General features: G+C 49.8%; 11 protein-coding genes. 4 read left to right on the top strand and 7 right to left on the bottom strand.

The annotated features are described in order from the left end of the window. The first annotated feature begins 243 nt into the window (after nucleotides 1-243). Entirely contained in the window at nucleotides 244-2115 is a 1872-nt protein-coding gene (locus CRO57_RS20310) for a hypothetical protein (RefSeq protein WP_141401294.1), read from the top strand. Between the two features lie 336 nt (nucleotides 2116-2451). Continuing rightward, on the top strand, nucleotides 2452-4497 hold the full coding sequence (locus tag CRO57_RS20305) for a hypothetical protein (RefSeq protein ID WP_097155341.1): 2046 nt from the start codon (nucleotides 2452-2454) through the stop codon (nucleotides 4495-4497). A gap of 71 nt (nucleotides 4498-4568) precedes the next feature. On the opposite strand, the gene CRO57_RS20300 is transcribed toward CRO57_RS20305, so the two are convergent. Next, nucleotides 4569-5168, bottom strand: coding sequence for a TetR/AcrR family transcriptional regulator (locus CRO57_RS20300; RefSeq protein WP_097155340.1), 600 nt, complete (start codon nucleotides 5166-5168; stop codon nucleotides 4569-4571). 337 nt (nucleotides 5169-5505) lie between these two features. On the opposite strand from CRO57_RS20300, the gene CRO57_RS20295 reads away from it, so the two are divergent. Both CRO57_RS20295 and pyrC read left to right on the top strand, forming a co-directional pair. Then, nucleotides 5506-8895, top strand: coding sequence for an acyl-[ACP]--phospholipid O-acyltransferase (locus CRO57_RS20295; protein WP_097155339.1), 3390 nt, complete (start codon nucleotides 5506-5508; stop codon nucleotides 8893-8895). A 295-nt stretch (nucleotides 8896-9190) separates the two neighbouring features. After that, on the top strand, nucleotides 9191-10240 hold the full coding sequence (gene pyrC, locus CRO57_RS20290; protein ID WP_097155338.1) for a dihydroorotase: 1050 nt from the start codon (nucleotides 9191-9193) through the stop codon (nucleotides 10238-10240). A 293-nt stretch (nucleotides 10241-10533) separates the two neighbouring features. Here pyrC and CRO57_RS20285 read toward each other — a convergent pair whose 3' ends face one another. The 6 genes from CRO57_RS20285 to CRO57_RS20260 form a co-directional block, all read right to left on the bottom strand. Next, on the bottom strand, nucleotides 10534-10779 hold the full coding sequence (locus CRO57_RS20285; RefSeq protein ID WP_097155337.1) for a hypothetical protein: 246 nt from the start codon (nucleotides 10777-10779) through the stop codon (nucleotides 10534-10536). A 132-nt stretch (nucleotides 10780-10911) separates the two neighbouring features. Then, the gene (locus tag CRO57_RS20280) at nucleotides 10912-11157 is read right to left on the bottom strand and encodes a hypothetical protein (RefSeq protein WP_097155336.1); all 246 of its coding nucleotides are present in this window, start codon (nucleotides 11155-11157) and stop codon (nucleotides 10912-10914) included. Beyond that, entirely contained in the window at nucleotides 11154-12221 is a 1068-nt protein-coding gene (locus CRO57_RS24820; RefSeq protein WP_170956186.1) for an N-acetylmuramidase domain-containing protein, read from the bottom strand. The genes CRO57_RS20280 and CRO57_RS24820 overlap by 4 nt, the downstream gene beginning before the upstream one ends. A 12-nt stretch (nucleotides 12222-12233) precedes the next feature. After that, nucleotides 12234-12485 carry a hypothetical protein gene (locus tag CRO57_RS20270; RefSeq protein WP_097155335.1) on the bottom strand — a complete coding sequence of 84 codons (252 nt, stop codon included), beginning with the start codon at nucleotides 12483-12485 and terminating at the stop codon, nucleotides 12234-12236. After that, a complete protein-coding gene (locus CRO57_RS20265; RefSeq protein ID WP_097155334.1) occupies nucleotides 12482-12922 on the bottom strand; it encodes a hypothetical protein in 441 nt (146 codons plus the stop codon). Before CRO57_RS20265 ends, CRO57_RS20270 begins: the two co-directional genes overlap by 4 nt. Then, nucleotides 12922-14139 carry a glycine-rich domain-containing protein gene (locus tag CRO57_RS20260; RefSeq protein WP_141401293.1) on the bottom strand — a complete coding sequence of 406 codons (1218 nt, stop codon included), beginning with the start codon at nucleotides 14137-14139 and terminating at the stop codon, nucleotides 12922-12924. The genes CRO57_RS20265 and CRO57_RS20260 overlap by 1 nt, the downstream gene beginning before the upstream one ends. Nucleotides 14140-14201 lie beyond the last annotated feature (62 nt).

Here is a 14201-nt window from a genome sequence, read left to right as displayed (position 1 = left end):
CGCCGAGTTGTGGTGCCTCGGCCTGATTTTTGTAGGAATTGAGTTATGAAAATTGATGGCTCCGTTGGATTTTATGAGACTGTCCTTGATTGGGTTCTTTGGCCCCAAAATGGCTTTGTGGCTTTGCAAAAACTAGTTTCAGCGACTGAAGCATATGCGAGCTCCTCATCTGACACAGAACTGAGCGTATGGGTTATTAAATATCCAGAGGATGCAACACCCCCTGAAGGAGAAACCTATCCTATGTGGGTTGATAGGGTGACGTTCAAAGGGGAAGGGCTGGAATATGATGAGAACGGTGCCTTGATTGCTGGAAAGATCACCGAATTCTTCTGGTTTTATGGCGGGCACGACGGTGCAAATGGTCCAATTCCAAGCTTTGCAGCTAAGGATTTGGATTGGGATGTTGCAAAGGTGAACGAGGAAGCTGGCAGATTCTGGCCGGAGATATTTGATGGCAATGACCAGTTCAATTATTGGGAGAGCAGTCTCGGTGCTGATGTCAATCTAGGTATCGGGGATGACAGCCTTGAAATCACCGATCCAATGTTTCGATATGGTGGTGGGGTTAGCGTCGATATGGGAGCTGGAGATGATTTCTTTCGCGATACGACCATTTTTACCGGCTGGACTACCGGGCATCCGGGCAAGCTGATTTTGGGTGAAGGATTTGATGATGTCGAAATGCGTTTGGGTGGGCCCTATCCTTTGAGTGAGATTGAGGATTTTAATCCAGAGCAAGATCGCATCAGATTTCTGAATGACAATGAAGCTTTTGTTTTCAGACAAGTGGAAGGTGGTGTTGAGGTCAAGCGAGCACAAGCGGATGAGACGGAGGGTGCTCTGTTTATTCCTGGAATATCTAGTGATGAGATCAAAATTGAAAATGGCTATCTGACCGGGATAAATGGCCGCGACTATTCCCGTCACGTGAATGATGCTGATGTCACGCAGCATCTTCATGGCACGACAAGCAAGGATGTGTTTGTGCTGGACGGCAAGCGTGATGACTATCGCTGGCATGCAACCGATGACGACAAGGGAATCGTCATCTGGGATGTCAAAACCGAGACACCTGATCTGCTTTATGATTTCGAAGTGTTGCGGTTCAATGATGTCTCATTGCAGCTTTCCGAATGGCCCACATCGGAAGGGCCAGCGGTTGAGGGCATTCGTGACATTGCTGATCAGACCCAGTATCTGCAAGCCGATGAATGGGGTGAGACCTTTATCATTGATGGTAAAATGAGCGACTATCAATGGGCGCCAACCCAGGACAGGACAGGGACCGTGGTCTGGAATGTGAAGACCGGCAAACATGATATTCTGACGGATTTTGCCTGGATCAATTTCAATGACGGTAAAGCTGATTTGGTCCAATATCCGCGTTCCAATGCTCCGACGACCGAAGATCAGGTCGATAAGGATGAAATCATCAAGGCTGACAATCATCGAGAAGTTTTCGAGATTGACGGTTATCGCGATGATTATAGCTGGGGACCAAACCCGGATGGTGAGGGAATTGCCATTTGGAATGGAAGCAATATCGACATTCTCATTGGTTTCGATGGCGTGCGCTTCCTCGATAGCTATGCCGATCTGAGAGCTCTACCGCAATGGGGGGATGTGCCTCGTCCCAATGGTGAAATCCTGATCAAGGATGATCCGACTGACAACCAATATTTGCGTGGGGAGACGGGAGAAGAGATCTTTGTCTTTGATGGCAACAAGGGCGACTATAACTGGGGTCCAACGCGCGATGGCAAAGGTGTCGTGGTCTGGAACAAGGATGGATTTGATATCCTGATGGATTTCAAGGCTATTCGCTTCAATGACGACACCATCACCACCAATGAGATCCGCGGTATTGATGATGGCAACGTGAGCGGTGTCAAAATAAAAGACATTGCGAACGAGACACAATATCTGCACGGGGAAGGTGACAAGGATCAGTTCATCATTGATGGCAATGCTGAGGATTATGCTTGGGGTGCGACACGTGATGAAACCGGCTTTGTGGTTTGGAACCGTGAGACAAAGGTCCATGACATTCTGACTGATTTTGAGGAAGTGGTCTTCAATGATCAGGTGCTGGTGGTTGAGGACGTCATCTAGTGGCAACGAAGTAGAGATAATCCCACTACTCGTTTTTCGTGTATTTCCATTGAGGCCTCGGGAGATGACTTCGCGGGGCCTTTTGCATGCTCCCTTAAATTTCAGGGGTGATTTGGATACCTTGGTATAAATCCATATCTATTTTATCAAGTCTTTGATTTTTATGAATTTAACTGAATTAACCTTCACCTTTTGTTTTTGTCTGGGTGAGGTGACAAAAAAGTTAATAAAGCGTAAAGTTGCAGCGGATTGCAAAAATGAATGCCTTCGGGCTGTGGTTGTTGAGTGCAAATGGCAGTTGTATCTGCCGATCTATTGGGCAACAGGAATTACGCTATGAGACTTATTGGAACAACCGGTTTTACCAGTAATGATTTTAACTGGGCGTTGTGGCCCAAGGATGGTTTTACTCAGCTGCATACCAAGGCATTGTCTGACAGCACGATCGCTACCAAGGCGATAGATGGTCAGGTGAGCTATTGGTTCACTACCGGGACCGAGAATGAAACAGCTCCCGATGGAGCTTCAATCCCGGCTCAGGTGAATGGGATTACCTTTTTTGGTAATGATTTGGCCTTTGATGAGAATGGAGCACTTATAGGTGGGGTGCTTACCGGGATTATCCGTCATTTTCATGATCCCGAGCAGGTGCATGGTCCTGCTATTGTGATTGGTGCCGATCTGTTTGCGGTGAATGTAACCACCATCAATGCCAATCCTGCTGCCTTCTGGGCAACCGTGTTTGACTTTAATGATGTTGCAGTGATCTCCCAATCTGTTGCTGGTGCTGAACTCTCGTTGGGTAAGGGTGATGATCTTGTTTTTCTATCTGACGTGATGGATCAACATGGTCAAAAAGCAGTGATTGATTTGGGTGAAGGAGATGATTTCATTCAGATCAGTGATGAAATCTCTGCCACTGGCGATTTGATGCCTGCCTCTCTTACCCTTGGTGAAGGCTTTGATGATGTTATTGTTGGCTCTTATCAACCCGGTGTGAGCTTTATTGAAGACTTCAACCCTGATGAAGATCAGATCCTTTTCACCAAGCTCGATCCCAATGCAACCATTGTCGATAATGGTGGTGAAGGTGTCACGATCAATGGCTTTCATATCAAAGGCATCACTGAAGATCAGGTGAAACTGGAAAATGGTTTTCTACGTGGTGTGAATGATCGAGACTATTCGGTTTGGATCAACCAGTCCGGCGCGGTTGATGCGGCGACAGGTTCCACCAATAAGGATGTTTTTTCTTCGCTGGGTGTGAGAAGTGAATATCGATGGCGCCCAACTGAAGATGGGACGGGGGTTGAAATCTGGAAGGTTGCCGATGGCATCATAGACACCCTGCATGGCTTTGAGCATTTGCGCTTTGTTGATGGCACACTCAGCCTTGCGGATTGGCCGACCTCTGAAGGTCCGATTGTTGATGGTATCAAGGATATTGCTGATCAGACCCAATATCTCACCGCCGACAATGACGTTGATACTTTTATCATCGATGCGGATATGGCGGAGTATCGCTGGGCTCCGACCCGTGACAAGAGCGGAACGGTGGTCTGGAATGCCGAGACCGGCAAACATGATATTCTGACAGACTTTGCATATATCCAGTTCAATGATGCCAAGGCTGATTTGGCGCTGGTTCCCCGCTCCAATGTGCCGCTCACTCAAGACAAGGCCGATGAGAATGAGGCCCTGACTGCGTCCTCCTCTCGTGAAGTGTTCGAGATTGATGGCAATCGCGATGACTACAGTTGGGCACCGAATGAAGATGGTGATGGCATCCTGATTTGGAATGCGACCAATATCGATGTGCTGATTGGCTTTGACGGTGTGCGTTTCAAGGACGCTTATATCGATCTTGAAGCCTTGCCAAGCTGGGGCTCGATTCCACGTCCAGTCGATGAAATTCTGGTGCAGGATGATCCGAACACCAACCAATATCTGCGCGGTGTTACGGGTGATGAGATCTTTGTCTTTGATGGCAATATGGCCGATTATACCTGGAGCGCTACCCGCGACAAGAAAGGTGTGGTTGTCTGGAACGATAGCGGCTTTGATATTCTGATGGATTATAAAGCCGTCCGCTTCAACGATGGTACCATCACCACCGATGAAATTCGTGGCATTGGCACCGGCAATGGGAACGGTGTCGTGGTGCAGGATATTGCTGGCGTGACCCAATATCTCCATGGAGCAGGGGACAAGGATCAGTTCGTCATTGATGGCAATGCCGAAGATTATGGCTGGGGTGCAACGCGCGATGGCACCGGATTTGTGATCTGGAACCGTGAGACCTCAAAACATGATATTCTCACCGGCTTTGAAGAAGTTGTCTTTGATGATCAGGTCTTGGTCATTGATGATGTTCTGGGCTGAATCAATAGCTCATTGAAACTCGAAAAGCCCCGTATCCTGATCGATGCGGGGCTTTTTGTTGTAAACAGGTCCTAGGCTCTAAGACCTGCAATAATCAATTTGGTGAATTTGATGATTTGCTGTTTCAGGATCGACTTTTGAACGGCGGCGTAACGTTCTTCGAGACTTAGGGTGATTATACCGTGAATGGCGGCAAAGAGTGTTCTTGCTTCCAATAACAGCAGCTCTTCATCTGCATCGGGTAGAAGCTCTTTCAGGGGAATTGCGATTTTCAAGAATAGCTGATGCTGATTGTCCAAATGCCAATTTGGCACTGGTTTTTCTTCTGGCCATTTGTGATCGAACACAGCTCTCCAAAGGCGGTAATTTTGGAGTGCAAAATCCAGATAGTCGCAGGCCAGTTTTTCCATGCGGGCGGCTGGCTCATCAATTTCCTGCTGGCCCAAGGCGAGAGCTGCACCAAGGCTTTGCAGGGTGTTGGAATTGATATGCAGGATCAGATCATCGAGATCTTCAAAGGTGGTATAGAGGGAACCAACTGCGCATCCAGCTTCCTTGGCGATATCTCTGGCACGCAGATCTTCGATACCATTCTGGCGCATTTGCTCGGTTGTGACTTCCAGCAGGCGAGTGCGCAAGGCTTCTTTTTTGGCTTGGCGTTTGTCGCTCATGTCTCACCTCTTTTCCAATTGAAATCAGATAAATGAACATTGTTCAAATTAATTCTTGAACAATGTTCATTTATCTTGTATCTATTTTCTTGAACGTTGTTCATATTCTTGTTTGAAGATTAAATCAAGACTTATCCATCACATGATGTGATCCGATCAATGAGATAGGACTTGAACAGGGATAAGAACGGAAACCGATGGCTCGTAAGCGTTTATAAGTGCAGGAACTTGATCTTCTCCGTCATTTTGCCAATTCTCAAAGTTGAGAGATGCGAATAGACGTAATCAGGTTAGATTGAGTGTCTGCCGCGCTTCATTTCTGTAAGAAAGAGAGACAATGCGTATTAGTTTGTTAAAGTCGGACCGCTTTGCGCCTCTGTTCTGGACGCAATTTCTGTCCGCCTTCAATGATAATTTCCTCAAGAATTCTCTGATCTTTTTGATCCTTGCCAAGCTTGGTGCTCAGGAAGCTGCTTCCATGGTGACGTTGGCCGGGGCCATTTTCATGCTGCCCTTTTTACTATTTTCTGCTCTTGGTGGAGAGCTGGCCGACAAGCATGACAAAGGCCGTATGGCGGAGAAACTGAAACTTGCGGAAATGGGAGCGGCTGCGGTTTCCATTGCCGGTCTCGCACTCTCCTCGATTTGGGTGATGATGGGGGCACTCTTTCTGTTTGGTGTAATTTCTGCACTCTTTGGCCCTATCAAATATGGCATCCTGCCAGATCATCTTGAACAATCAGATCTGCCTCGTGCCAACGCCTGGATTGAAGCTGCAACCTTCGTGGCGATCCTTGGGGGCACCATCATTGGAGGCTTGGCATCCGTCGGTGGCGTCAATGTTGCCATCTTCGGGCCTTTGATGATGATCTTTGCCTTTTTGGCATGGCACTTTTCCCGCTCCATTCCTGATACTGGTTCGGGTGATGCAGGTTTGCATGTGCATCGCAACTTTCTTGCCTCGACCTGGTTGTTGCTCAAGGAACTGAAAGGGGATCGCAATATCTGGCGTGCCAGCCTGATCGTTTCCTGGTTCTGGTTGGTCGGTGCGATCGTGTTGTCCATTTTGCCCACCATGGTCAAACAGGTCATGGGTGGTGATGAACTGGCGATCACTGCATATCTTGCGGTCTTTGCCCTGTCCATTGGTCTTGGTTCTGCTGTTGCCGCCTGGCTGTGTGGTGCACGCATTGTGTTGCTGCCAGCTCCAATTGGTGCCCTGCTGATGGCTGGCTTTGGTTTGGATCTTTATTTCACAATTGATGCGGCGACCGAGCCACTGGTGGCCAAGGATGTGATGACCTTCTTCTCTCATGGTCTGTCTCAGCATGTAGCGTTTGATTTATTCGGCCTTGCTTTCTCTGCTGCCTTCTTGGTGGTGCCTGCTTTCACCGCTGTGCAGGCGTGGGCGAGAGTTGATCATCGCGCCCGGGTGATTGCGGCGGTCAATGTTCTGAATGCCGGTTTTATGGTAGCTGCTGGTGGTGCGGTTGCTTTTGGTCAGAGTTACGGTCTGACGCTGGCCAATATTTTGCTTGGCCTTGCTGTTGCCAATGGCATTGTGGCAATTCTGGCGCTTGTCTTTCTGCCAACCAATCCTTTACGGGATTTGCTGTTGATTGGCTTTCGAGTTTTCTTCCGTCTGGAAGTGGAGGGACGTGACAATCTGGCCAAAGCTGGTCCAGCGCCCATTCTTGCACTCAATCATGTGAGTTTTCTGGATGGTTCTCTTGCGCTTGCTTTGGGTGATGAAGAACCGATTTTTGCAGTTGATCATGGCATTGCGCAGCGCTGGTGGGCCCGCCCGTTCCTGTCATTTTGCAATTTTCTGAGTTTGGATCCGACCAAGCCTATGGCGACGCGTACCATGATCAAAGCCATGCAATCAGGTCAGCCTTTGGTGATCTTTCCTGAAGGGCGCATCACGGTCACCGGTCGTTTGATGAAGGTTTATGATGGTGCGGCGATGATTGCGGACAAGACCGGAGCCAAGGTTGTGCCGATCCGCATTGATGGTCTGGAACGGAGCTACTTCTCTCGTCTGACCTCGGCCTTGGTCAAACGTAAATTATTCCCGAAAGTAAAAGTAAAAATTCTGGAGCCGGTGGAATTGCAGATTGAAGAAGGTCTGACCGGCAAACAAAGACGCCAAAAGGCAGGTGCTGATCTCTATCAGATCATGTCTGAACTGGTATTCCGCACCACTAATACCCAGATCACGGTTCTGGAAAAGGTTATCAAGGCCGGCAAGGGGCTTGGTATGGGGCGCGTTGCCATTGAAGATCCTTTGACTGGCAAGCTCAGTTATGGGCGCATGCTGACTGGAGCGCGCGTACTGGCCAATCGTTTTGCACAGGACTTTTCTGATCAGACTAATGTTGGCTTCATGCTGCCAAATGCCAATGGCTCCATTGCTGTCATGCTGGGGCTGATATCCGCTGGCAAGGTACCGGCAATGATCAACTTCACTGCCGGGTCTGCCAACATCATGGCGGCTTGTAAGGCTGCAGAACTGAAGACCATTGTCAGCTCAAAAACCTTCATTGAGCAGGCCGGTTTGGAGCAGATCGTCAAGGATGTCTCAAGTGCTGTTGAGTTCGTCTGGGTTGATGAAATGCGAGAGACATTCAGTATATTTGAGAAAGCCGTGGGTTTTCTGGGGCGTGGCGCACCGAAGGTGAAGCGCTCTGCCGATGATGCGGGTGTGATCCTCTTTACCTCTGGCTCTGAAGGTACGCCCAAGGGTGTGGTTCTGACCCATCGCAATATGTTGTCAAATGCGGCACAGGCTGCAGCGCGGATCGACTTCAATTCCGGAGACAAGGTCTTCAATGTCTTGCCAATCTTCCATTCCTTTGGTTTGACCACGGCAAGTTTGCTACCTCTGATCTCCGGTGTGCCGCTCTATCTTTATCCATCGCCGTTGCATTATAAGGAGATCCCGGAGCTGGTTTATGGCAGCAATGCAACCATCCTGTTTGGCACCGATACTTTCTTGCAGGGTTATGCCCGCACAGCAAATCCGTTTGACTTCCGCTCTCTTCGTTATTGCTTTGCAGGGGCGGAACCTGTGAAACCCACCACCCGCCAGATCTATATGGAGAAGTTTGGTCTGCGTATTCTGGAAGGCTATGGTGTGACAGAAACCGCACCGATCCTGGCGGTCAATACACCAATGTATAATCGCATTGGTTCTGTCGGCAAGCTGATGCCTGGTATGGACTATAAGCTGGAGAAAGTGCCGGGAATTGATCAAGGTGGCCGTTTGATGGTGAAAGGTGCCAATATCATGGCGGGCTACTTGCGAGCTGAGAAGCCTGGTGAGCTGGAGCCACCTGCCGATGGTTGGCACGATACTGGTGATATCGTGGAAGTGGATGATGAGGATTTTGTCTTCATTCGTGGCCGGGCCAAGCGGTTCGCCAAAATTGGCGGTGAGATGGTGTCTCTGGCTGCCGTAGAAGCCTTGGCAGAAGAATTGTGGCCGGGATATCTTTCAGCGGTTGCCACCATTCCCGATCCCAAGAAGGGCGAGCGGTTGGTGATGATCACGGATCATCCCGGAGCACAGCGATCAGCCTTTGTTGCCTTTGCCAAATCTCGCAAGGCCAGTGATCTCATGGTGCCGTCCGAGATCTTCCATTCTGATGTGCCAGTGCTTGGATCGGGCAAACTTGATTTTGCCGGGGCCAAGAAGCGGATCGAGGAGATCCTGTCCGAGGATTGATCAAAGTTCGATATGTCGTGAAAGAATGAAAGGGCTAGCCAATGGGTGGCCTTTTCTGTTTTGGAATACTCACCAATAGACCGAAGGCATGGAATTGAAGGAAGTCAGGGAATTGGATGTTTCGGCTTAGTGATGGACGATTTGCTGGTTGTTTTTGTAGCTCGCACGGCTTAAAGAAAGGCGACTTGGCGCTTTTTTGTGAGCGCTGTGAGACCATTTTGAGCAATATTTTGTGCGAGTCCTTATCCGAAAAGTGCTTCAACTTTTCGGGGACGCGCTGTACAGGAGTAGCCTGATGACGACCGATCTGACGATCACCCGCCCGGATGATATGCATTTGCATTTGCGTGATGGCGATATGTTGAAGGCTGTAACTCCTCATACCAGCGCAGATTTTGGTCGTGCCATCATCATGCCTAACCTGGTGCCGCCGGTGGTGCATACCGAGCAGGCCCGGGCCTATCGTGAGCGCATCATGGCAGCGGTGCCTGCTGGCCATGCTTTTGAGCCGATGATGACGCTTTATCTGACTGAGAGCACCGAGGCAGACGATGTGATTGCTGGTGCCAAGGATGGGCTGATCAAAGCGGTCAAGCTGTACCCGGCTGGTGCCACCACCAATTCCTCCAGTGGAGTGCGTGATGTTTCCAAAGTTATGCCGGTGCTGGAAAAAATGGCTGATGCCGGTCTGCCTCTGTTGGTGCATGGGGAAGTGACCAACGCCGAGATTGATATTTTTGATCGTGAGAAAGTCTTCATCGAGACCGTGCTGGATCCTCTTCGTCAGGCATTGCCAGAACTGCGTGTGGTCATGGAACATATCACCACCAAAGATGGTGCTGATTATGCGGCTGCTGGCAATGAAAATTTGGCGGCGACCATCACCACACATCACCTGATCATCAACCGTAACCATATTCTGGTTGGCGGCATCAAACCTCACTATTACTGCCTGCCAGTGGCCAAGCGGGAAGAGCATCGGTTGGCGCTGCGCGCTGCAGCCGTTTCTGGTGATCCGCGCTTCTTCCTCGGTACTGACTCCGCGCCACATACTACTTCCGCCAAGGAAAGTGCTTGCGGTTGTGCTGGTATTTATTCCTCGATCAACACCATGAGCTGTCTGGCTCAGGTCTTTGAAGAAGAAGGCGCTCTGGACAAGTTGGAAGCCTTTGCTTCTCTCAATGGTGCTGCCTTCTATGGCATTCAGCCAAATGCCCAAAAAATGCGTCTGACCAAGCAGGATGAGCCGGTCTCCTATCCTGGGACGGTTGTGGTCGGAGATGAGACTGTGACCGTATTTGACCCGGGCTATCCGCTGCATTGGAAAGTCGAGAATCTCGGTTGATTTCTGTTCAAAAACCCAAAGGCGCCAGGTTCCTTCCTGCGCCTTTTTTCATCAGATTTCACAGATTGTCGGACAATTAAAAAAACAGATTGAAATGCGCAGCTGAGATTCGTACAAGTGTGCTTCAACAGCATGGTGTATTCACCGCTGCAACAGGCTGGCCCCTTAGCTCAGTTGGATAGAGCAGCTGACTTCTAATTAATATAAACCTCTTTAAAATCAATATTTTACAGAAGTTTCTGTGAGACATCATTCTTTTATCAATGGGAAATCTCACAGCGTCAGACAAGGGACTAATTGTCTATTTTGTCTGCAATCCTTTGAGCGATTTTTTCGATATTTTCAACCGTAGTTTCTAGCCTGGTCAGACGTCGATCTTGGCCTTCACGAGACTGGACTTCTCGTTCCAGGCTATTCATACGCTCGCTCATTGTCGCAGCCCACCAGATGGCCCCGAAAGTCTGAAACATCAGAGTGAGGATTAGCGCGACCGGGACACGTTTGTCCAAATGCCATGGTTCTCGCTTCTTGTCGGTCATTCGCTTACTCGCTTCCAGCCGCATTTTTTCCGGCCATACTCATTGTGTTTATAGGCCTTGCGTAATGCTTCAGTCTTCATGACTGCGATTGCGGCCGGGGAATAGATTCTTGGCTCATTGGTCAGGCACCAATCAACGGGACCAGTGGTCTTGCATCCGCTTACGAATGTCATCATCACCAAGGCGATCAATGTCCGCATCGCTCTTTTTCCTGTCTTTTAGGGCTTCAAGGGTGGCAGCCTGCTGTTCCTGTTTGGCCACCTTCTTGCCTTTGGAAAATGCGCGCCAGGCAACGAGAAGAATTGCCCCGACAATGCCAAGGGCTGTTACCAACCAGCGGCCCAGTTTCGTATTTGTGAACCAGGCTAAAGCGCTCATGCGAACAGACCCTCATCAGTGCCTCGGCTTTTTTGGAAATAAGACCAGGTCAGATATCCGCCTGCAGCAATCAGGGCAGCAGCGAGCAACCAGGGCAGAGGAACAGCATCGGCATAGGAAAGGATGCGGGAGAGGGTGGATGCCACGCCCTCGATCTCTTCCGCTTTGTCCAGGACGTTTTTGACGATATCGGTCTGACCGGTCACTTCAGAAATTGCAATGCCGGTTCCGGTCGATGACACAACAGCCTTCATTTGGCTGGATCTCGCCAGGTGTTTGGCCTGCAGGGCATCTTCAATGGCTTCCAATGTCATTGGTCCAACGATGCCGTCAACGACCAGTCCATGATCACGCTGGAACGTCATCACAGTATCTTTTGTAATGCGAGCTTTGGGACGTCCATTGACAGGCATATCATAGCCCAGGGCGGCAATTTGGCCTTGCCATTCTCGAACCGCATTATTGTTTGCATGGGCTTCACCACGCGAATGACGGGCATAAGCAGCAGCCATCTTTGTGGCATAGCGATTTTTGCGATAGGCAGGGCCATTATAGGCACGGGCAAATTTATGCCAGTTCAAACTCTTCAGATGGCAAACCAGGTTATTTTTCTCAATGAACAGGATCATGGCGCGAACCTGTCCAGCGACAGAACCGCAAACGTCAGCCCACATATGTTGCGGGCTTTGATAGCCAAGTCTTTCCCAATGAGCGCCCATGACCTGGCCAAGCCCCATGGATATTGACTGGATGGCCGCATCCATGTCGATTTTCATGGCACGCTCAAAAAGAGCATACCGGGCTTTGTAAGACCGGGGGTTTTTAACACGGCCAGCTTTGCTATGGGCCAAGCCCTGGCGAACAGCGATCTTGCGCTTTTCTGGAGACAGAAGGCGATAGAAATAATGGCCTTCAAATCGGATAGGGGGCAGCTTTTCGTGGCCAACAGACCATAAAGAAACGCCTGCACTTTCCACCTCGATGACACTGAGAAGAGCGGCAGGTGAGATATTCAGGCGCTTGGCTTCATCGTCGACAAGGTTCCGGACCTCTTGGGTAAACATGGGACAGCCTCGTTAGAGAATGGCATTCTGTCCCTCGTCTTTTTCAATGGACCGAATGCAATGATTGGGTTCTCCAACAAGGTAAAACAGGCCGTCGACCGTCAATCGCACCGGCCACCAAACGTGCTTCCAAAAAGGGCCATGGTCCCCGCGCTGCGACTTGCCCAGGCGAGAGGAAATTGTCTCGTCCGGATCTCCAAAAGCGATAGCGCTGAAGAGCTGATCTATGGCGATCAGAATATTGAGGATGTAACGCCGGATCATGCCGCCATGGCCTCACGCCAGAAGGCATCAAACTGTTCGTTGGTCAGTTTGAGAACGCCCTTGAGCTGCAAAACCAATGGATGATCAGGTTCGTACTGGCTGGCATTCTGCCAAGCGTTCAGCGCCTTCTTTCGTGCCTTGATATCCGGAATGGCGTTTAGTGCTGGCTCGACCTGCTCATCAAGATCATGATCAATCAGAACATCGATAAGCTGTTTGCGCGTGACTGGCAGAAGAGGTGCTTTCTGTTTTGTCAAATCCACCGGTTCAGGTGTAATGAATTCACCCTCTCCATCGAGTTCCTGACCGATTACGGCTAATCCTTGATCATCTTTTTTCAGATAAGATCCCTCGGGAGGTGCGAAGCCTTCTGGATCATTCAGTACAATGACGTTTTCAATGATACGTGATGCTTCATTTACAATTGCGTATTTCATTATCCAAACTCCCAGATACAAACCACACCAGATCCCTTAGGGTTGCCGTACGAAGGATGAGAAAGTCCTATATCCATTCCTCCTTGAGCAGAACCTCTGCCTCCTGAATAAGCGCTTACACCGTTAGTTGTCCCTCTTCCTCCTCCACCGGCAACAACAGTGCCAGCACTGGATGAGCCACCAGCACTGGATGAATTCCAGCCACTCGATCCGCCGCCGCCAACGGTAACGCTAAGTTCTGGATCAGGAGTAAGTGAGAAACCTAGAGTGGTAGCTCCTGGCCCTCCATTACCAACCACGCCATTGTAACTTGCGCTGCCACCACCGCCACCAATAGCGAGGACTAGGATATATTTGGTGCCGACTGTGAGTGTGGCTTGAGTTGACGAAGTGAAGATTTTGAAACCAATCGGTTTCGCACCACCTAAGTCGGATGGACCTTTACCGCCGAACAGACCTTGAGCCAGATCGAATGCAGTATTCACGCCTGTCATATCACCAATTGCGTGATTATGTGAGGCATCCGCTTTAGTTGAGAGTTCAACAGTACTTGCAGCGCCCAAGACTGTTCGCATTTCTGAGGCGGTTTCTTTTCCAACCAGCTCGCGACCTTTGTCACTAGCAGAGATTGGTGTTGCTGCTTGAGCCGCATTCCTTGCAGATTCCGCCTGATCTTTCGCCGCTACGGCCTGATCTTTCGCTGTTTGAGCCTCAGTCAGGATCTGACCAGTAGCAGCGATTGCATCATCTTTGATCTGAGTGGTTGCGGCAATTGCCGCATTAGCCTGATCACTGGCGGCTTGTGCGGCTGGCAAAGCCTGTTCGAGTAAGTCTTTGAATGGTCCAAGGACACGCGCCACTTCCCGGCCTTGCTCGGTAGCCCAGATCAAGCAGCGCTCAAACAGACTATTGATAATCTCAGGATCTCGTCGCTGGCCCGTGACCTGGATATTGATATCCAGTTCAGCCAGACCCTTGATCCTGTATTTTTGACCCGCTTCTGCAGGAGTGGTCAGGTGAAGGCCCCCGGCCGCACCATAGCCACCTGTCACCGTGTAATCGACATTGAGAATGAGGGGGACATAGGCCTCATTGACCCATTTGGAAAATTCCAGATCTTCTTCCTGCTGGAAGGCAAAGGAAACAGTGAAATCAACCTGTCCGGCATTTGCTATTGGAAAGGTTTCTCGATTGTCTTGTGTGATAGCATTGACCATAGGCAGCTCCATCTTTGCCGCCTATGATCCTATGACGTGGGCTTGGTCAACTGTGTCAATGA

Origin of the sequence: Cohaesibacter gelatinilyticus (genome assembly GCF_900215605.1) — a bacterium.
GTDB lineage: Bacteria > Pseudomonadota > Alphaproteobacteria > Rhizobiales > Cohaesibacteraceae > Cohaesibacter > Cohaesibacter gelatinilyticus.
The sequence above is the reverse complement of the archived record's forward strand: the minus strand, read 5'-3'. Positions and strand labels throughout refer to the sequence as shown.